Below are 19,966 nucleotides of genomic sequence, written 5' to 3'. Positions count from 1 at the left end.
GGCTCGGCGTGAAGGGGCCGGCGGGGAGATTCTTGATCCCGCAGGCTCGTTTTGCGTCATCGCATAGCGAGATGGTGCACGCCATCTCCTGGACGGTCTTCAGGCAACAGCGGTTTGCGTGGTATCTAGCGATGAGTTTGCATTACTCACGATAGTCGTGTTCGTGCATGTGTTCGCGTTCGTGCTCATGCTCGCGCCACGGGTCATGTTCGTGCGGGTGGCGATGCATCCATGCGTCGTGTTCCCAATAGCGATGGCCGTCCCAGTAGCGGTCGCCGTGCATGCCTATCGTGACCGATACATCGGGCGCCGGGGACGGCTCTTCATGCCTCGGCTGCGGTGCCACGTAGACTTGCGCGAGAGCTGCGCTGGCCGTGACGAGTGCGCTGCTCACCACGAGTGTTGCCAGAATCCGGCGGTTTGCAATTGTCAGGGGTTTCATTGCGGTGTCCTCCATTCAATACCGGACAACGCGCACGATTCGTTCCCGTGCGGAGTGGCTGGCGCTTCGCTGGATGCTTCAACGACGCTATCCACGTCGCTTCTGATCAGCGTCAATCCGATGGTCGAATGTGCAATGTCATCGATCGCTCAGTGGCATGCTATGAAGAATGAATAGTAGGACTACAGACCATTGAGATTCGGAGAGAACATGCGATTAGCGAGCGGACTGACACCATTAGCAGTACCTACGAACCTCAACATCAACACTAGCGTTCAAGCCCCGGGGCGGCATGCCGCCTGTTTCCTCCAGAATCCGTTGTACCGAGGAATGGGGTTGATCAAATAACCGAGCGATGTGCTGCACCGAGTCGCCCTTGCGCCTACACTGCCATCCGTGGGCTTGGCGCGGCAGCGCTGGGGCATACACAAAAAAAGAATAGCGCTCTATTCAACGGGCGCTGTAATTAAGGGGAAATTATGAAGCTGTTTTTGACCATCGGGGTTTCGGAGGCGCCACCACTTTCGCATTTGCCGGGGGCTATTACAGTCGCTAACGAAATGGGTGATTGGGCGCGAAAGGCCGGGTTCGTCACGGAAGTGATCACTGATGAAAATAAAACTCCCGTCACGATCGCACGTATCCGTGAAGCTCTGCTCGGAATGCTCCCAACCAATGACGAGGTGGAGCTCTTTATTTTGCACTTCGCCGGGCACGGGCTTCGATCTGGCGCGGAACAAAACGTCTGGCTCCCCAGTGACTGGTACAAGGAAACGCGCGCCATATCTGTGGAAGGGCTGAAAAGGCGGCTTTACAGGCATGGAATAAAGAGCCTGTCGATCTTCAGCGACGCCTGCCGGTCGTTACCCATGGACATTGACACTGCGGATATTTTCGAAGACCCTGTACTCCCGAGGGGGCCGTACGATGAAGTGGCTCCCATCATTGATCGCTTCAACGCGGTTGGGGATGGTCAACAGGCGTACATGCTGAAAGGAGATGACGTTGCCCCGCCCAGGTGCGTTTTTTCCACTGTCTTGGTCGAAGGGCTGTGCGGCCTCAAGGATGAGGCATTTGACAAGTACAATTCAGATTGTGTGATTCCCGAGTCGCTTGCGTTGTTCTCGATGGAGCGATTAAAGGAAATTGCTGAGACATACGATCTGAAGTGTTCTCCCGATTGCCATCCCGGCATCCCCAGGGAGCACGCGATTTATTTCAGGCGCGGCGAGAATCCGACCGACCTACCCATTCCTCAATGGCCCGCGCCGCCTTCCCCCCTGGCTCAAGCACCGGATAACACCAGCGAGGATCTGCAGGCGAGTCCGCCCGATATCGAATTCCGACCTCTCAAGTGGCACTTCCGAGCCAGCCTATCGCTGCATTCCTATCTCTCTCCGTGGAGGTTCAACCTCGCAATCCGCGGTGCGGTGCCGAAGAAGATATGGAGCACGTCTCCAGTTGAAAAAGGCTTGATCGATGCTGATGGAGCAGCCTACCGAGTACGAGGTACGGAAGATGGTGCAATCCAAATCCTCGTCGAATTTGACGATGGCGTGTTCGCATCGGCAGTAGTATATGAGAACCTCATCACGCTGATAAGTCGAGACGAAAAGGGCGAGATAAATTGGACTTGTGTTTCTGAATGGGCTGAATTCAGGAGGGGCCTGAACACGTCCATCGATGTGATGAAGGATCTTCAGGCGGGAAATCTTTCTGCTGATCGAGTGGACGATATCGCGGCAAAACTGCGAGAAGCAAAACACATCAATCCAACCTTGGGTGCCATCGCGAGCTATTTGTACGATTACACAGGGGACATCGATAGCATACGTCGCATGGCGTTCTTTTACTGCCATTACTATCAACCCATGCCGTTCGACGTGGCGTTTATGGGGTTGCTCTCAACCAAAGATATGGGACGGGACGGCATTGTGGTGGACGTGCCGCCAATTCCAGCAAGGCCGCAGTCGCGGACAAATGGTAAGTTGCCGGACTGGGTTACGAGAGCAACCGGTGGAAAGTCGGGGCAAGTTGCGGGCTTTTGGCCTTGGCTCCGCCAGGGATGGCAATTCATGGAGGATCCAGCGCCGCAAGAAAAAGCGGCTGCAGAAGGATTGCGTGATGTCGCAAAATTTCTGTTGCCCTCGCAATTCTCTGCATTTAGAGAGCAAGGGGCGAGGATACTGATAGATAGATTTAACTTGGAGGCGAGCGAATGAACGTTTTGATGATTCATGGAATTGGTCAAGAGGCTTCCATTAAGGATGAACTCCTCAAGAAATGGACAGAGTCCCTCTACACCGTTCAGCCAGGCTTGCTTGATGGGGCGTCGGTCGAAATGGCGTATTACGGTACGACGCTTTCCGACTGGACAAATGGCAAGGCAAAGAATGCAGTCGGTATGGGTGCTGAGTCCACGGCGGTTGACGTCGGTGATGCTGATGAATTGAAATTCCTCAGCGCCGTAATGGATGAGTTCGCCAGCGACCATGGCATCAGCGAGGCTGAGATTGAGGCTGCGATAGAGGCGACGGGGAATAATGCAGTACCGATGGACAACTTCATCGCAAGGCGCCTTGTCGGTTTACTGCGCGTGGTCGAGAAGGTCTCTCCAGCCAAAGGCTCGCTTCTTCTTCGGGTCATTAGGCAGGGGCATACCTATCTTTCTTCGCCCGGGGCAGCAAAGGCGGTCGATAGCATTGTGCGACCATTCTTGCAAAGAAGCCCTCAGGTGCTGATTACTCACTCGCTCGGAACCGTTATTGCATTCAAGCTGCTGCGCGAGATGGAAGTGAAGGGCACTGAAGTTCATATTCCACTTCTTATAACCATGGGATCGCCGCTGGGCCTGGATGCGTTCAAGGCGAAACTTGGCACGCCGCGGCGAAAGCCAGCCTTTGTGGAGCAGTGGATAAACTTCTATGACCCATCTGACTTTGTCGCGCTTGGAAAGCCGTTGAATGAGGAAAATTTCGCAAGCAACATCGATAACGATGGCACCGTTGATAACAAGACCTTCAACGCTCATGGCATTGTTGGCTATCTCCCTCACAAGGGCGTCATCGACGCGCTCAAACGCGTTCTGTAGCAGCCCTTGTCGCAGCTCGAGCAGTGGCCTATGGGCAGCCGAAAGATAAGCAGGGCCTGTCTACTTTCTTAGGGGTGGTGCAGGCGCATGTACTTCAGCACGTGAGCTTGTAGCTCACTCCTGAAGGAATCCGAGTAGAAAAAATACACATTGTTGCTGCGTGCAATGGCACGGAAGGCTTTGGCCGCAAAGCCAATAGGACCATCGTACTTCCTGATGAAGGGAATCGTGAAGCTGCCAGTTGGCAGCTTCACTTTGATCACAAAGCAAAGAAATTCCCCTGAAAGATCGATGTCCTCGCAGCCTTCTTCAACGTGGGTTTCATGGTAGCGGGTGATCGGGGCAATGGTGAACGTCCGGTCATTTTGGGTTGTGTGATGATCCTCATCCTCGTCGTAGTGAATTTCCATGCTCCTAATTTTGAGGTCATCGCCGCGATAGGTGGACTTGAGCAGGAATTTTGGTAGTTCGACCTGAAGCATGCCATCGGCGTCGACCTCTGCCTCTGCATAGACGTAAACCACGTCTGAGATCTTGTGGAACTGGCCTCCGTGGTATGCCACTACCTCGTACCCGCCTCCGAACAGGTCACTAATAGTCTCGGACTCAAATTTGTTTTCGAACTCGTCAATCACGTGACCTGCGAACTGATGGAGAGCCATGCAGGTGCCTTGCGCAGCGATGTCTTCCAAAGAAGCATCGAATACATGAAGAGGGTACTGCTCATAGTGCTGAATGGCGTGTTGTAACCCCGATCCGCCCACGTATAGTTCGAAGTGCTCGTTTGAGAATCCAAACTCCGCTCGGTGTTTCGTGATCTGGATTTCATCGCCCTCGACACCGAGTGCGATTGCGCTCAACGGAGCGTCTTTTAGTTGCTCGTCAATGAGGAGCGCGTCCACGAAACGCTTGCCGGTCAAGTCGGGGCATTGCGCAAGGAGCGAATCAATCAGCCTTGCAGCATCCTGGATGGCGGCAACACTCCCGGCAAAAGCGACGGCGAAGTGTTCGTTGACTACCAGGATCTTTTGGCAAAGCCCGACTACGGTGTGAGCCTTCAGGGTCGTGCCGTCAGCATCGGGTTTAAACGACGGAATCTGCGAAGGGCGCATCCGGGTGCTCTTGGGACCGGTGAGCAGAATGTCTGCCTGGAGAAACCCTCCATTCTTTAAGTGATAGCCTGTGATCATGGTCATGTGTCTTACTCTCAGAGGGAGCGGTTCAGTAAGGTACAACGCTATACGCTTGGCCTGAGCCGATTGATGCCGCGGAACACTCGCGCCGCGAGGATAGCGCACGAAAGGGCGAATGTGGCTGCAACCGAACCGGCGAGGCCGTAGCCCCCATGGTCTGCGAAAGTGTCGTGACGATCCCCTTCCCCTAGCGTCGGATCGGAGCGCTACGCGGAGACGACAGCGGAGGAGCGCTGGCTGGGGCTGCCAGGCTAGGCGGTCTACCGTTTAGGCGGGCACGAGTTCTTGGATGTCGACCTGGAACAGCGCAAGGTTGGTCCACACGCTCAACTGTGTGTTGCTGAGTTCTTCGACAGGCTGCTGGCGCGAAATTGCGCGCGTTGACTGGCGTTCGCGTTGCCCAAGAACCCCCATTTGCTGTCGCGTGCCGATCCCATCGTCGGGATGAGCGTGCCAGCAACATAGGGAACCTTATCACTATGGACCGATAGCTGAGTCAAACTGAGGTTCCGTACACCGCGTGATTGCTGCTGCCAGCGTTCCAGGGAAGTTGCTACTGCTCTTCGCGACTCTGGGCTCGGCAAGAGCTTTGCTTAGGTCTACGCCACGCGAAGAGTCGTTGCCCGATCGGCGTCCGAGACCTTTCAATTCGGGCTGGTCAGAGGGCGACGGCTTTGCGAGCGAAGACCTCCTTCTACCGCTTCCTGGTAGCGGCGCAGCCACTTGCGAAGCGTTGGCTTAGAGATGCCACAACGCGTACATACGAGACCGGCGTTGCCATTCTCTTGATACATGAGAACCCAACGTAATCGCATCGAGATTTCGCGTTCCATCGTCCCATCTTAGTTGAAACGATGTCTGTGAATCACACATGTCAGGAGTGCAGCTCACAAATTTCCGCAAACCGCTGGGTGTCCCAACGCAATCAACGACCGCGGTCCTCCATCTCGACGAATAGCCGGATGCCTTTCTGTATGCACTCCGAACTACATGATATCGCCTCCTTAATCCGTCTGACCTCGCTCCATCATGCGACGACATCCCGGATCAATCATGCGTGAACGCTGCGGGGCTGGCTGGAGCAGGGCGTCGAAAGAGTGGGCGGCACCCGCATCCGCCTTGGCTCAACGCTCGAGGAAGGGCCGCAACTTGTCCGCGCGGCTGGGGTGCATCAGCTTGCGCATCGCCTTGCTCTCGATCTGACGGATCCGCTCGCGCGTCACGTCGAACTGCTTGCCGACCTCTTCGAGCGTGTGATCAGAGGCCGTGTCGAGCCCGAATCGCATCCGAAGAACCGTGGCCTCACGCGGCGACAGCCCGTCGAGCGCCTCGTCGATCGCCGCACGCATGTTCGCGTGAATCGCGGCCTCGGCCGGTGAACTCGCGGAGGCATCCTCGATCATGTCGCCGAGCGTCGCGTCGGCATCGTCGCCCACCGGGGTCTCGAGCGACACAGGTTGCTTGGCGATCTTGAGGATGCTGCGCACTTTCTCCTCGGACATCTCCATGCGCTCGGCGAGGACAGCAGGTGTAGGCGTTCATTATTAGCGCTAGCCGTGTTCAGAAACGTTGCTAGCGGAAATTCTCAAAGAAGCCTCGGCGAACAGGGACTTTTTGAAGTTTTCTGGCGGCGGCTTAGCCGTTGCGTTTCTGCAACAGAAACTTGGCTAATGTTCACTAACGTTGCTAGCACGTTGCACGTGTTCTTTAATGCTGCTAGCGCACGTGTCGCGTGGATTGATAGGGATCCATATGGCTTCGATCGAAGAGCGGGCCGCTCGGGCAGCGAAGATTGCGTCCGTGCTTCGACCGCTTGGCAACGGCGTGCTTTCCCGAAAGCAGGCAGAACGAGCAGCACAGCTATTAGGCGTTCACTGCACCACCGTATATCGCCTGCGTCGACGTTTCCTCGCAGATCCGGTCGCCAGCACATTAGAGCCAAGTCAGCCGGGTAGGGCGACCGGGGGCAGACTGGACGCCGCCGTCGGACGCGTCATCGACGAGGCCGTGCACGAATGGCTCCCGAATCAGCGGCACCTTGCGCATCCTGCAACTGATCTTGTGCTTGAGTGTTCTGAACGACGCCGATGTCACTGCATCACGGTGGAAGAGGGAGTGGCTCGATCCGTCAGCCGACTACTACCGGGTGCACCACAGCCTGCTCGAGACTGTTCCGCAATCGATTTTCGCCAGAGCTCCGAATTTCGACGCCGCGCTGCGGGCGATATCACGTTATCGATGCCCACCGCTCAGGCTGAGCAAAACATTACGCTAGCAGTATTAGTGAACATTGCTAGCACTCCTTTGGGCGCGGCTAGCATTGATTGTGAACTCCTACAGCAGCCCGCAAAGTAACGGCATGGCAGAAAGCTTCGTGAAGACGATGAAGCGTGACTACGTGGCGTTCATGCCCAAGCCAGACGCCGCGAGCACAGCGCGCAATCTCGCTATCGCATTCGAGCATTACAACGAGAAGCGTCCGCATAGCGCGTTGAGGTATCGCTCTCCACGTGAGTTCAGGCGAACCTTGGCCCGGGAGGGAATCTGATGCAACCTGATGTGGTACTACGTCTCCGCCTCAGAACCACGGCCGAAGGGGGACGAAATGGGCCGGTGTTCATAAATCCGGGCATGCACTTCGGTTGCCCGCTGGTTATCGACGGCCAATACTTCGATTGCCGCTGGTTGGTGGACGGTCGAGCTCTCGAACTTGGTCACGAACACGATGTACCGGTAAAGTTTCTGTCCTTCGCCCTGGTTGCCCCACTTCTGGCAGTCGGGAAAGAAATCCAGATGTGGGAGGGCGGGGTCTTCGCAGATGGCGTCATTACGGACATCTGTCGAATACCTGATTCGCAACATTGATGAGTTCGTTCTGGCGCGTGTCCGGAGATACAGGGGCAAATCCAGCAACGTGTCGCTCTCAGTCGGCCGCGGGCGCGCGCGTCGTTGTCTGCGACGCGCGTCGATCGAAAGTCAACGGAGGGAAGGAAGTAGCCGCGAAGTTGAGATGTCTATTCTCGGAGGTGAGGGTGTCACCAAAATTCGACGCCTCTAGCGTCAGCTCGCTTGTACGCCGCTTCGTGAAAATCCTGCAGGTCGAACGTTCGGCGAAAAGTGTTCAAGGGGCAAATGGCCGCGGCTTCGACAACAAATCGAGCGGGAGCAAAGCGATCCGAATCGGTTGAGGAGCGTCGCACCCATCCGTGCTTGTCCCACGCGTCTATCAGGCCGCTATTCGCAAGCAATCGGTCGAACGCGTCGACTCGTTCGAGGAAGCAGGCTCGCGTGTTTTCGTCCGAGAAGACATCGGTTGCGACGGTCGCGAGGGCAAGTTCGTAGGGGCCAGGATCCGCTCCATAGAACGCAATCAGCATTCCGCGAATGTTCGAAACTCTGCGAGCGTCGACCAACACCTCGCCATCGTAGATTGCGCCGGCCAACTCGAAGGCCGTACAGAACAAGCGTGGCATCAACAAAGGGACGATCACGATGACCTCCGGTGCCGTGTCGAGTACGGTATAGGCGAACCAGCTTCGTTCTGCAAGAGCACACTATTTTTGGATTGGGCCGGCGCATATCGCGCGTACTGAGTGGTTGGCCGAAGGTGCCGGCCGCTGGAGGTGCGAGGAACGGGGACGTACGCGATGCAATGGTCGTTTTGCCACACTGGGCAGTTGTGTCGACGTAGAAACCGTTCCGAGATCGGTGCCTGCGGACGAGCGATATTGAGCGCATGGCTGGCAATCGGTGAACAATCGTTAAACCATGTCGGCGAACGAACCTGCTCTGCTACGATGCAGAGAAGTTTCGAGAGCGTGCTCATCGCTTTTGCTCGCTTGGTGGTGGGCAACCGAACCTCCCGAAGCCCAGAGGGCTGTCACGAGGGCCATAGTGGCGGCCCTCGTTTCACGGCATGCCTCATGGCCTGCGTATTTCAAACGCTATAATTGATTCGCTCTCGGCTCGATAAATTCGAGATAAGCGTGCGCGACGCCCGGTTAGAATCGCTGCGTCTACCCATGAGCACGGTACCGATTGACAGATCGGCGTGACCATCTGAAACGCGTATGGCCATCGAACCCGAGGATCTTCTACCGCATTTTGAGCGCGAGTTGGGTCTGCTGCGCCGCTCGACGCGCGCATTCGCCGAGCTTTACCCCAAAATCGCGGCTCGTCTTGCGATGTCCGGTGAGCACTCGGATGACCCACACGTCGAACGGCTGCTGCAATCGTTCGCGTTGATGTGCGCTCGGCACGACATCCGACTCGAAGATGAGGTGCCGGAGTTTACTCACGCGTTGATTGACACAATCCACGGAGCGTTCCTGCGGCCGTTTCCATCTTGTGCGATCGCCCAATTCCGCGTGGATCGAGACAGCAAGCAGACCGAGCCGCGAATAGTTCCACGCGGCACCCAATTGGTGGCGCCGAATAGCCGCTTGGTGTTCCGCACTGCCGCCGACGTCACGTTGGTGCCGTTGACCGTTTCCGCTGTATGTTACGCGACGTCGACCGTCGCGCCGATGCAAACGACACTGCCGTCCGACACGACGGGGATTTTGTCTTTCACCCTTGAGCTCACGGCACCGTCAGCCCAGTTCTCCATCGCTCCCGATATGCTGCGGATACATTTGGCGGGGGAGCGGGAGGTGGTGGCTGCGCTCGCCGACGGCGTGCTGATGCACGCCACGCGTGCCTTCGTTGAACTGGACGGCAACGGGCGCTGGCGTCGGGTGGACATGCCGCTGGCGGCCGCAGGTTTCGACGATGCCGACGCGTTGCATCCGCCGCCTCGCGACAACACGACTGCTCCGTTTCATTTGTTGATGGAGTACGGCGCCTTTCCCGCTCGATTTGACAACCTCGATCTAGATTTGGCGCGGTTGAAACTGTTGGCGGGCGGTGCGCGCCGGATCACGTTACATTTGGCCCTTGCCGGCGTCCACCCTGACTCACGTCGCGCCCAACGATTGATTGCAGCGTCGGCCGACAATCTACGGCTGTTTTGCACACCTGTAGTCAACTTGTTCTCGAGCAATGCGGAGCCAATCGAAACGAAGGCTGGGCAAGCGTACTATGCGCTGAAACCGTTTTCTTTGAAGACCGCGGCCACGACCGAGATCTGGTCAGTTGATCAGGTCCGTATAACGACCGCCCAGGGTGCCGCGGTTCTGCCGCCCTTCGAATCTTTGCAGCACGCGCTTGGCGCAGCGCCAGGCCCGTATTGGGTTGTTTTGCGCGACGAAGCCCGGCGTGCGCCGAAGCCGCCTTCCGAGCCCGGCAAGACGGGACAGGAAGCGCTGCGCGTACAGGCAACTGGAGCTCGCGCAGACGGATTGCGTGGCTTGGAACTTGCACTTGTGAACGCCCGCGGCGAGCCCGTTGATCCGGTGGCGCAGCGCCAGCTCGACATCGTGCTGTCTTGCACAAATGGCAATCTGGCGGACGTGCGCGAGAGCCAGTTGGCCGTGCGTGATGGGGACTCGGGTGACGAGATCGAGTTATTGGCTCAGCCCAGTGCAAGTCCCGCGCCGATTCTTCGCCGCGGCGACCTGTGGGAATTGGTATCGTGGCTGGTTCCGCAGGCAGCGCGGCTAAACGCCGATGGCCTCGATGAGTTCAAGCGGCTGTGCGTCCGCTTCGGCATGTTTGCTCCCGACGCCGGCCGGCGATTCGACGCGCTCGTGTCCCTCTCGACTGAACGGGTGCGGCGCTGGATGCCAGGCAAGCCGGCTTCAGCGTTCGTCCAAGGATTGGAGGTCCGGCTCGTGATCGACGAGCAGCGTTTCGTCCAATTCAGTCTCGCCGGATTGGCGCGCGTGATGGATCGACTATTTTCCCCGTACGTTCCAGTCACCAGCTTCGTGCAAATCGTATTGGTCTCGGCAGAAACCGGTGCGGTACTGCGACGCGGTGAACCCTGCGCCGGATCCCAACCGCTTATTTGATTGGCGGGTGGAAAAGGTATCAGCAGGGAAATTGCAAAGGAATCTCAGGTATCTTTCGCTGGCAAACGTTTTGTCCTACAGTAGCGGGGCCTCAAGCTGGTGAGCCAATTGGGGACAGAACCTGAGACGAAAATAAAGGGAATTCAAATGAGTTTCGCCCCGAATGGCGGTATTCCAGCCGGTTCCGGCGGGAATCTGTTGGGCTCGCTGAGCGCGCTTGGCGGCCTTGCCGGGCCGGTCGCATCCACGGTGGCAGGACAGATTGGCCCGCTCGCCGGCGTCGCAAGTCATATCGACACCGTGCAACGCGCGGTTCAGCTTGCGCAGACCGGTTTCTCGCTGATGAACAAAACGCCGGCCGCGATTGCGGACGCGCTCAACAATGCGGCGGGTGGCGTTGCTCGGCTGACTCAGCTAAATCGATACGTGACCATCGACTCGCCGCTCGGTCCGGACGTGCTGCTGGTCAGCACCGCGGTCATCGATGAACATGTCAATCGGTTGCCAGAGATTCACCTCGATTTGCTGTCACACCAGCATGACCTGGTGCCTGATCAGTTGATCGGGCAACCGATCAAGATTCGATTCGACCAGAGCGCGCGGCAGTCCACGCTTGAGCGCATCGTCTCATCAGGCGGGGCCGACAGCATCCGTTACTTCGACGGCTACGTCACGTCGTTTGACCGGGCGGGTAACCCGGGCAAGGTGACGCAATATCAAATGACGGTGGCGCCGTGGTTCTGGTTTTTGACGCGCTCGACCGACTGCCGGATTTTCCAGAACAAGACCGCTCAGGACATCCTCACCGAGATTTTCCAGGATCACGGGTTCACCGATTTCGAATTCGACATCCGGACCGCGCAGAAGCCGCTCGAATACATCGTGATGTACCAGGAGTCCTATTACAACTTCTGTGCGCGTCTGATGGAGCAGGAAGGCCTGATCTGGACGCACCGCTACGAGAAGGAAAAGCACTTTCTTGTCATCGGCGATACGAATTTCGTTTTCCGCCCGATCGACGGGCTGGCCAGCTTGCCGTATAACGCCAGCGCGGCGAGTGAAGACAACGGTATCGACCAGTTGCATGAAGGCCGGCGTTTTGGTGTCGGCAAGATCGCCTTTCGCGACTTCAATCACCAAAACCCGTCGTCGCCGCTGATGCTGGCGCAGGCTGAGCCGGAGAATCTCCGGCATGCGGGGCTCGAAACGACAGAGCGTTTCGAACATCAATCGTTGTTCGACCACGGCGATGACGGTGACCGTTACGCACGCATTGCGATGCAAGCAGAAGAAGCGAGCGCACATCGGTATACGGGCAGCGGCTATGCGTGGCGGATGAGCGCTGCAGGCAGTGTGACGGTGACCAACCATCCAGTCATGGCCAATAATCAGGAATACGCCATCCTGCACGTTCGTCATGAGGCCGTGAACGATTACACGGAACACAACGCGAAACTGCCGTACCGCAATACATTCTCTCTGCTCCCAAAGAAGTTTCCGTATCGTTCGCCCAGAAGTACGCCGAAGCCCGTCATTCACGGCACGCAGTCGGCAATCGTGGTCGGCCCAAAGGGCGAAGAAATTCACACGAACGGCAGTGCCGTGAAGGTGCACTTTCTGTGGGATCGGCGCGGCAAGTTGGACGGTTCGGATTCGATGTGGATCCGCGTGTCCCAACCTTGGGCGGGCGACGGGTGGGGGGCGGCCGCCATCCCACGGATCAATCAGGAGGTCTTGGTCGCGTTTAATCAAGGGGACCCCGACAATCCGGTTATTGTGGGCCGCGTCTACAACGGCGAGCAAGGCAATCCTTATCACGGGGCCGCCGGGCAGACCATGGGGATCAAGAGCCAGACGCACAAGGGCGCCGGCTCGAACGAACTGCGGTTCTCCGACGTGAACGGCGCGCAAGAAGTCTTTCTGCACGCGCAGAAAGACATGAACACGGTCGTCAAGGATTCGGAAACGCATACGGTTGAAGCCGGCGGCCGCACGGTGTCGCTGCTCAAGGGCAGCGAGACGAAGCAGATCGCGCAGGGCGGATTGAAGGAAACCATCGCGCTGACGCGCGACACCACGGCGAACGTGATCAATACGAAGGCCATCGCAAGCAAGGCCGGGCCCGGATTGCAAAGCCATCAGGCGAGCGACGGCATCGAGCATCGTGTCGGCGATGGCGTCGTGACGATGACGCCGGACAGCATCAAGCTGACATTCGGTCCGTCAACGATCGTCATCAACGCGAACGGCATCTATCTCGACGGGCCGGTCATCCATCTGAATCGCGGCAGTGCGCAATCCGCGGAACAGGCGCTTGCGCTCGAGTGGGCGGCAGAGCAGGCGACGATCGCGAAGGGGCTGGCGAGCCCCGATCCGGCGACGCGCGCGGCGGCGGCCAAACTGGCGAGCTCATTGAAGGCGCAGCAACTGGCGAAGCTCGCGGATCACGTGTATCACCCGAACGATCCGCCGCCGACCGGGTGGAAGATGGCGACGAACGATCCGGAGGCGTTGAAGGCGTTCGGGCTCAAGCCGAGCGACTTTGAGAAAAGCGGTAGCAACTTCGGGTCGCAGATGTATGTCCCGGATCCGAATGTTTTCGGCGACAGCATGAAGCCGACGGTCGCGTTCAAGGGAACCCAGCAGCTCTTCGGCGAAGACATGAGCAACAACATGGCGCAAGGGCTCGGCGCCGATGCGCCGTATTACCGCAATGCGGTCACGATCGGCAAGAACATCGAGACCACGGGCGCGTCGGCCGGCGTCGATTTCACCGGGCATTCGCTCGGCGGTGGCCTGGCGTCTGCTGCAGCCGAGGCCAGCGGCGGCTCGGCGGTGACCTTCAATGCTGCCGGCCTCAATCCGGAAACCGTCGCACAATACGGCGGGACCGCCCAGCCGGCCAACATCACGGCCTACCGCGTCGACGGCGATATCCTGACTGGCCTGCAGGAAGGCCGACTCGGGCCGATCAGCGACGGTACGGCGGCGCTGATGCCCAAAGCTGTTGGTAGCCCCGTCACGCTCGATGGTGAGAGCGTGACCACGGTCGGCCGTCACCTGATGGGTGACGTGACGAACGGGATCAACCAGCAGGTCGCGAAGGATCAACTCGACCTTGTCTCCCAACTGAATTCATCTCACTGATGCGATACAAAAAAGCGATAACCGCCGGCGCGATTGCCGCACTCGTTGGAGTGTCCTCGCCGCTCTGGTGGCCAACTCAAGCCCAAGGGACGAACATGACTGGCTTTAAGCGTTATGCACCGGAAGATTTCTTTTCGGGGCAGCAACTCACGTTGGCTCAGGCCATTCATGACGGCGATCTTACTCGCGTTCAGCAGCTTGCGCCTAAGACCGATCTGAATGCGCCGGGCGCGAAGAATACGACGCTGCTGTCGTATGCCGTGCAGGAAATCGTCCCGGTCAAGAACGACGCGTCCAATCCGCGCTACCAGATCATTTCGGTGCTCGTGAAGAACGGCGCGGATCCCAAGGCGCCGGTCGGTGCCAGCGGCGGATCGGTGGTCGACGTCGCATTGCGGGCCGATACGCCCAACCTCCTGCGCGTGTTGTTGAACAGCGGGCTCGATCCCAACTGGCAATACAACGGCGACACGCCGATGATTTTTGCAGTGGCAGAGAACCGGTTGCTGCCCCAGCTGAAGCTGCTGGTCGAGCACAAGGCGAACGTGAATGCTCGCGATTCGCTCGGAAAGACAGCACTCTTCGAGGCGACGATGATTCAGCAGTGGGACGTCGTCGACTACCTCCTCTCGCACGGCGCAGATCCGAAGATTGCCAGCCAGCTCGGCGTGTCGTACGGGTGGGTGCTGCAAAACGAGTTAAAGAACCATACGGCTGCGGATTCCGCAGCGCGTACGCGCATCGAAGATATCCGCCGAAAGATCGTAACGGCCGGCGCGCCGTGGCCGCCGCTCGATCCGAAGGCGCAACGTGCAGCGATGCGCGCGCGCGGCGAGAAGGTCGTGACGCCGGCCGGCCAGACGGATTGAACGCACGCGTGACGGTTGAAGCGTCGTGCAATGGATTCGGGAAATGATGAACGTTTTTGATTCGACGCCGCGTATCAGGCGGGAGACGGTCCTCGGCGTATCCGGGGCGCTGTACCTCCTCTCGCTGACGATGCCGGCGATGCATTTCGAAAAGGAAGCGTCGCTCAGCGGGCTGTCGGTTCTCGCCCAGGGCTGGTTGGGACTGTTCATGCTCAATCCAGCATGGCTGGCCAATCCGCTCTACGTGTCCGCGGCCGTCCAGCTCGCTCGGAGCCGATATACCCGCGCGAGCCAGCTTTCGGCCGCTGCGCTCGCGTGTGCGCTCTGTTCACTGTTCACGACGAAGTGGTACTTCAACGAAGCAGATGCGACGCCGATATCCGGCTACGGCGTTGCGTTTTACGCGTGGCTCGTCGCACATGTCGTATTGCTCGCGGGCAGCTTGCGCTTGCGCCGGGAAAGCGCCGTCGCGCTGCAAGGAAAATGAGTGGTGGCGCGAGTGGGCGCTGATTTCCACTCATTCCAACAACTACATATCACGAGAGAACCAGCATGACGGATTCCGAAAACCGTATCCGGATTCACGAAGGCAGCATCGTTCTGCCGAACGGTTTCGAGGATCGCACGACCAACCTGTTCGTGCCGGCCGATACGGCCGCACAGCCGAACCTCAGTGTCGCACGCGACTGGCTGAAGGACGGAGAGACCCTTGCGCCGTATATCGATCGGCAGATCGCGCTGCTCAAATCGAGGCTGCAGGGACACCGGGTGCTTTCGCGTCAGGCAGAACGGCTTGGGCCAGAAACTGAAGGAATGCCCGGGGAGCGCATCGACGCTGCCTATCGGAACGGTCCAAAGACCGTTTTTCAACGGCAAGGCGCATTCATTGTTGCCCCAGGACGCGTGCTGATCTTTACCGCGTCGAGCGCAAAGAGCTTCGGCGAAACGCTCGACGCATTGTGGCGCAACTGGCTCGACGGCTATCGTCCGGCAGAACAAGAGTCGGCATAACAACAGCAAAGGACCATCATCGTGTACGAAGCCGCACGAGTTACTGACCCGATCGATCACACCAGCGCGCTTGCGGGCTTTCTGGTCGGCGCCGTGCTGGGCATTGCCCTGATCGCCGCAGTCGCCTTCGCCACTTTCACATGCGGATTCGGCGTGGCGTTGCTGGCGGGCATGATGGCCGGTATCGGAGCGCAGGCTCTCCTATCAATAGGCGAGTCGATCGGCAAGATGTTCAGCTCGCAATCCGGCAACATCATTACAGGTTCACCGGACGTCTACGTCAATTCCTTGTCGGCGGCCTATGCGACGCTGAGCGGCGTGGCATGCAGCAAGCACAATCCCATTCCGCTTGTCGCGCAAGGATCGACGAACATCTTCATCAACGGGCGGCCCGCGGCGCGAAAGGACGACAAGATTACCTGCGGCGCGACGATCGGCGACGGTTCTCACGACACGTTCTTTCACGGCGGCACGCAGACATACCTACCGGTCGACGACGAAGTGCCGCCGTGGCTGCGAACGGCGACGGAATGGGCGTTCGTGCTGGCGGGGCTGGTCGGCGGCTTGGGTGGGTTGTTGAAGCAGGCTGGCGGGCTGTCGCGCGCGGTCCTGCCGTGCGCTGCGAAGTTCATCGGCGGGTACGTGCTCGGTGAAGCGTTCGGGCGGTACGTTGCCGCGCCGGCGATCAACAAGGCGCTCGGCGGGATGTTCGGCAACCCAGTCGACGTCACGACCGGAAGAAAGATCCTGTTGGCCGAATCGGAAACTGACTTCGTGATCCCGAGCCCGATGCCGGTCGCGATCAAGCGGTTCTATTCGAGCGGTATCGACTATGCAGGGACGCTTGGCCGCGGCTGGGTGGCGCCGTGGGAGCTTCGTCTCCATGCTCGCGAAGGGCGACTCTGGTACACCGACGCGCAAGGGCGCGAGAGCGGATTCCCGTTGCTGCGCGCCGGGCAAGCCGCATTCAGCGAGGCAGAGCAACGCTATCTGACCTGTACGCCCGACGGCCGCTACATCCTGCATGACATCGGCGAGACGTATTACGACTTCGGCCGATACGAGCCGGACTCCGGCCGCATCGCATGGGTGCGCCGCATCGAGGATCAGGCGGGACAGTGGTGCCAGTTCGAGCGCGATAGCCGCGGCCGCGTCACCGAGATTCTGACGTGTGGCGGCTTGAATGCTGTACTCGATTACGAGGAGGAGCACGGACGTCTTGGCACGGTCACGCTCGTTCATGGCGATGAGCGGCGACTGGCCGTCGCTTACGGATACGATCAGAACGGCCAGCTGGCGTCGGTGACGGATGCAAATGGAGCGGTCGTGCGGCGGTTCGCATATACCAACGGCCTCATGGCGAGTCATGTGAACGCACTGGGTTTCACGTCGAGTTACGTGTGGTCGACGATCGAAGGGCAGCCGCGGGTGGTGGCGACGCGTACCAGCGAGGGTGAGGACTGGTCGTTCGAATACGAAGTCGACGGCCGGCAGACGCGCGTCCGGCACGCCGATGGCCGCACCGCGCACTGGCGCTTCGACGCACAGTTTCAGATCGTCGAGTACACCGACTTCGATGGCGGACTCTACCGGATCAAGTACAACGACGCCGGTATGCCGGTGATGCTGATGCTGCCGGGTGAGCGCACGGCCGAGTTCGAGTACGACGACGCAGGCAGGATCGTCGCCGAGACTGATCCGCTGGGCCGTGCGACTCGGACTCGTTACGACGGCAACAGCATGCGGCCCGTGGAAGTTGTCGGGGCCGACGGCGGTGCCTGGCGCGCGGAATACGATCCGCAAGGCCGGTTGCTGTCGACCAAGGATCCGCTTGGCCACGAGAATCGCTACGAGTATCCGAAGGGATTGACTGCGTTGCCGATCGCACATATCGACGCGCGTGGCGGACGCAAGACGCTCGAGTGGAATCGTCTCGGAGAGTTGGTTGCCTATACGGACTGCTCTGGTAAAACCACGCGCAGCAGTTTCGACGCGTTTGGACTGCCGCTTGCACGGGAGAATGCCCTGGGGCAGCGCGTCGCATATGACATACGTCCGACCGGCGAGCCACGTCGCATCACGTATCCCGATGGCAGCACGGAGACTTTCGAATACGACGCGGCTGGGCTCGTCGTGCGGCATGTCGGCCTCGGAGGCCGGATGCAACAGTCACTGCGCAATGCCCGCGGTCAACTTGTCGAAGCGATCGATCCTGCCGGACGACGGACCCGCTATCACTATGATGTAGCGGGGCGCCTGCGCGAACTCCAGCAGGGCCACGCACGCTACGTGTACACGTACAGCGCCGGCGGCCGTCTGTTGACCGAAACGAGGCCCGACGGTGTCCAGCGGCGATTCGAGTATGGCGAAGGCGGTGAATTGCTGGGGCTGGACATCGTGGGCTCGCCGGACGGTCATGCGACGGCGGATCGTCCGATCCGTACGATCCGATTCGAACGCGACCGGATGGGTAACCTGAAGGTCCAGCATACGCCGACCGACGTTACACGTTACGAGCGTAACAAGAATGACCAACTGGTGAAGGTCGAACGTACACCGACGGCCGCCGGTACAGCACTCGGCATCACGGCGGACGTGGTGCGTTTCGAGTACGACAAGGTTGGTCGTCTTGTTGCCGAGCACGGTGCGAATGGCGACGTCGAATACAACCTTGATGAACTGGGCAACGTGATATCGCTTGCACTACCGAACGACCAGACGCTACAGATGCTGCGCTATGGCTCCGGTCACGTTCACCAGATCCGCTGTGGTGATCAGGTGGTGAGCGACTTCGAGCGTGACGACTTGCATCGTGAGATCGCGAGAACGCAGGGAAGGCTGACTCAGCGTTTTGCCTACGATCCGCTTGGCCGAAGAGTTTGGCAGTCCGCGGGTTTCCAACCGGACGCTCTCGGTCGAGGACGCGGGCAGTTGTGGCGTAACTACGGTTACGACGCAGCGGGCGAACTGATCGAGATCAGCGACTGCCTGCGTGGCAGCACGCAGTACAGTTACGATCCGGCCGGACAGCTGACACGTCGTGTGAACACCATGGATCGGGAGCTAGAGGAATTTGCCTGGGATGCCGCTGGCAATATGCTCGACGGCGCACAGGGCAAGAGTCGCGGATACGTCGAAGGCAATCGTCTGCGGATGTGGCAGGACATCCGCTTCGAATACGATCCGTTCGGCAATCTGGCGACGAAGCTTCGCGGAGCCAACCAGCAGCAGCGCTTCACATACGATGGGCAAGATCGGCTGATCGCGGTGCGCACGCAGGACGCGCGTGGCGTGGTTGAAACGCGCTTCCAGTACGATTCGCTGGGTCGGCGTATTTCGAAGACCGATACCACTTTTGACGTGCGTGGTGTGAAACTGCGCAGCGAGACGAAACGGTTCGTATGGGAAGGCTTGCGCCTCGCGCAGGAAGTGCGCGAGACAGGCGTGAGCAGCTATGTATACAGCCCTGATGATCCGTACTCACCGGCTGCCCGCGTCGATGCGGTGATCGCGGAGGCCCTGGCCGCGGCCGCGATCGATACGGCGAAGCGCGCGTCGCGGATCTACCACTTCCATACGGATCTGGCAGGGGCGCCACAAGAGGTCACCGACGAGGCTGGCGAGCTGGTCTGGGCGGGGCAATACACGGCGTGGGGCAAAATCGAGCCGAGCAAGCGGCAGCTCGCGACCGCGCGGACAGATCAGCCGCTGCGCTATGCCGGTCAGTATGCCGACGAAAGTACGGGGCTACACTACAACACGTTCCGGTTCTATGATCCGGATGTGGGGCGGTTTATCAATCAGGATCCGATTGGGCTATACGGAGGTGGAAATTTATATGCCTATGGTCCGAATTCGCAGCAATGGACCGACCCATGGGGTTGGTGCTCAGTCAAGCTGAGTAACAATATGGAGAAGTCGGGCATAACTCGCCCGGCCAACTCTGCCGCACACCATATCGTTGGTGATACTTCGAAGCAAGCTGCTCCTGCGCGTGCTATTTTGAGCAAATATGGTATTGACGTTGATTCTGAATTGAATGGGGTGTTTTTGCCTAATAGGAATAATGCCGACAATCTTGGCGGTATATTGCATAACGGGAAACATCCTGATGTTTATTTCCAGAAGGTCAACCAACTCCTGCAACAGGCCGATCTGGGTGGCAAGGAAGCGGTTCTTGACCAGTTGCAAGCGATAAGAGAAACGCTGCAGAACGCATCCAGAGACACGCCGTGGAAGTCCGTTCTTTCTGAATTGTGAGG

The 19,966-nt window shown here is 58.8% G+C and carries 12 protein-coding genes and 3 pseudogenes; 9 read left to right on the top strand and 6 right to left on the bottom strand.

From position 1 onward, the window contains the following. Positions 1 to 142: 142 nt before the first annotated feature. The gene (locus tag WS51_RS28670; RefSeq protein ID WP_069230382.1) at positions 143 to 442 is read right to left on the bottom strand and encodes a hypothetical protein; all 300 of its coding nucleotides are present in this window, start codon (positions 440 to 442) and stop codon (positions 143 to 145) included. Between the two features lie 479 nt (positions 443 to 921). Here WS51_RS28670 and WS51_RS28665 point away from each other — a divergent pair, with 479 nt between their 5' ends. Together WS51_RS28665 and WS51_RS28660 are read left to right on the top strand one after the other, a co-directional pair. Next, entirely contained in the window at positions 922 to 2,664 is a 1,743-nt protein-coding gene (locus tag WS51_RS28665; protein ID WP_069230227.1) for a caspase family protein, read from the top strand. Further along, complete coding sequence (locus tag WS51_RS28660) at positions 2,661 to 3,533, top strand: hypothetical protein (RefSeq protein WP_069230226.1); 873 nt, start codon at positions 2,661 to 2,663, stop codon at positions 3,531 to 3,533. The genes WS51_RS28665 and WS51_RS28660 overlap by 4 nt, the downstream gene beginning before the upstream one ends. 68 nt (positions 3,534 to 3,601) lie before the next feature. On the opposite strand, the gene WS51_RS28655 is transcribed toward WS51_RS28660, so the two are convergent. From WS51_RS28655 to WS51_RS28650, 3 genes and pseudogenes are all read right to left on the bottom strand, one after another. Next, positions 3,602 to 4,729 (bottom strand): hypothetical protein, encoded by a 1,128-nt coding sequence (locus WS51_RS28655; RefSeq protein ID WP_155773638.1) that lies wholly within the window; start codon positions 4,727 to 4,729, stop codon positions 3,602 to 3,604. Between the two features lie 644 nt (positions 4,730 to 5,373). After that, positions 5,374 to 5,541: pseudogene (locus WS51_RS31755) on the bottom strand (helix-turn-helix domain-containing protein); the annotation flags it as partial. Positions 5,542 to 5,850: 309 nt separating this feature from the next. After that, positions 5,851 to 6,255 (bottom strand): annotated as a pseudogene (locus WS51_RS28650) (sigma-70 family RNA polymerase sigma factor); the annotation flags it as partial. Between the two features lie 812 nt (positions 6,256 to 7,067). On the opposite strand from WS51_RS28650, the pseudogene WS51_RS28645 reads away from it, so the two are divergent. Further along, positions 7,068 to 7,274 (top strand): annotated as a pseudogene (locus WS51_RS28645) (integrase core domain-containing protein); the annotation flags it as partial. Positions 7,275 to 7,291: 17 nt separating this feature from the next. Here WS51_RS28645 and WS51_RS28640 read toward each other — a convergent pair. After that, complete coding sequence (locus WS51_RS28640) at positions 7,292 to 7,588, bottom strand: hypothetical protein (protein ID WP_069230222.1); 297 nt, start codon at positions 7,586 to 7,588, stop codon at positions 7,292 to 7,294. A 173-nt stretch (positions 7,589 to 7,761) separates the two neighbouring features. Beyond that, positions 7,762 to 8,217: a hypothetical protein gene (locus tag WS51_RS28635; protein ID WP_069230221.1), complete on the bottom strand. Its 456-nt coding sequence runs from the start codon at positions 8,215 to 8,217 to the stop codon at positions 7,762 to 7,764. 579 nt (positions 8,218 to 8,796) lie between these two features. Between WS51_RS28635 and tssF the strand changes: the two genes are divergently transcribed. From tssF to WS51_RS28605, 6 genes are all read left to right on the top strand, one after another. After that, positions 8,797 to 10,677 carry a type VI secretion system baseplate subunit TssF gene (gene tssF, locus WS51_RS28630; protein WP_069230220.1) on the top strand — a complete coding sequence of 627 codons (1,881 nt, stop codon included), beginning with the start codon at positions 8,797 to 8,799 and terminating at the stop codon, positions 10,675 to 10,677. Between the two features lie 147 nt (positions 10,678 to 10,824). Next, positions 10,825 to 13,824, top strand: coding sequence for a type VI secretion system Vgr family protein (locus WS51_RS28625; RefSeq protein ID WP_069230219.1), 3,000 nt, complete (start codon positions 10,825 to 10,827; stop codon positions 13,822 to 13,824). Continuing rightward, positions 13,824 to 14,693, top strand: a complete 870-nt coding sequence (locus tag WS51_RS28620; protein ID WP_034193886.1) for an ankyrin repeat domain-containing protein — start codon at positions 13,824 to 13,826, stop codon at positions 14,691 to 14,693. Before WS51_RS28625 ends, WS51_RS28620 begins: the two co-directional genes overlap by 1 nt. 43 nt (positions 14,694 to 14,736) lie before the next feature. Beyond that, the gene (locus WS51_RS28615; RefSeq protein ID WP_069230218.1) at positions 14,737 to 15,180 is read left to right on the top strand and encodes a hypothetical protein; all 444 of its coding nucleotides are present in this window, start codon (positions 14,737 to 14,739) and stop codon (positions 15,178 to 15,180) included. 65 nt (positions 15,181 to 15,245) lie between these two features. After that, positions 15,246 to 15,704: a DUF1795 domain-containing protein gene (locus tag WS51_RS28610; protein WP_034203759.1), complete on the top strand. Its 459-nt coding sequence runs from the start codon at positions 15,246 to 15,248 to the stop codon at positions 15,702 to 15,704. A gap of 21 nt (positions 15,705 to 15,725) precedes the next feature. Next, entirely contained in the window at positions 15,726 to 19,964 is a 4,239-nt protein-coding gene (locus WS51_RS28605; RefSeq protein WP_069230217.1) for an RHS repeat-associated core domain-containing protein, read from the top strand. Positions 19,965 to 19,966: the final 2 nt, after the last annotated feature.

Source organism: Burkholderia territorii, assembly GCF_001718335.1.
GTDB lineage: Bacteria > Pseudomonadota > Gammaproteobacteria > Burkholderiales > Burkholderiaceae > Burkholderia > Burkholderia territorii.
The sequence above is the reverse complement of the archived record's forward strand: the minus strand, read 5'-3'. Positions and strand labels throughout refer to the sequence as shown.

Bases quoted from the DNA above. Each gene is read 5' to 3' on its own strand.
- WS51_RS28615 (WP_069230218.1), top strand. From the start codon at position 14,737: ATGATGAACGTTTTTGATTCGACGCCGCGTATCAGGCGGGAGACGGTC.
- WS51_RS28670 (WP_069230382.1), bottom strand. From the start codon at position 442: ATGAAACCCCTGACAATTGCAAACCGCCGGATTCTGGCAACACTCGTG.
- WS51_RS28665 (WP_069230227.1), top strand. From the start codon at position 922: ATGAAGCTGTTTTTGACCATCGGGGTTTCGGAGGCGCCACCACTTTCG.
- WS51_RS28610 (WP_034203759.1), top strand. From the start codon at position 15,246: ATGACGGATTCCGAAAACCGTATCCGGATTCACGAAGGCAGCATCGTT.
- tssF (WP_069230220.1), top strand. From the start codon at position 8,797: ATGGCCATCGAACCCGAGGATCTTCTACCGCATTTTGAGCGCGAGTTG.
- WS51_RS28640 (WP_069230222.1), bottom strand. From the start codon at position 7,588: ATGTTGCGAATCAGGTATTCGACAGATGTCCGTAATGACGCCATCTGC.
- WS51_RS28625 (WP_069230219.1), top strand. From the start codon at position 10,825: ATGAGTTTCGCCCCGAATGGCGGTATTCCAGCCGGTTCCGGCGGGAAT.
- WS51_RS28620 (WP_034193886.1), top strand. From the start codon at position 13,824: ATGCGATACAAAAAAGCGATAACCGCCGGCGCGATTGCCGCACTCGTT.
- WS51_RS28660 (WP_069230226.1), top strand. From the start codon at position 2,661: ATGAACGTTTTGATGATTCATGGAATTGGTCAAGAGGCTTCCATTAAG.
- WS51_RS28655 (WP_155773638.1), bottom strand. From the start codon at position 4,729: ATGACCATGATCACAGGCTATCACTTAAAGAATGGAGGGTTTCTCCAG.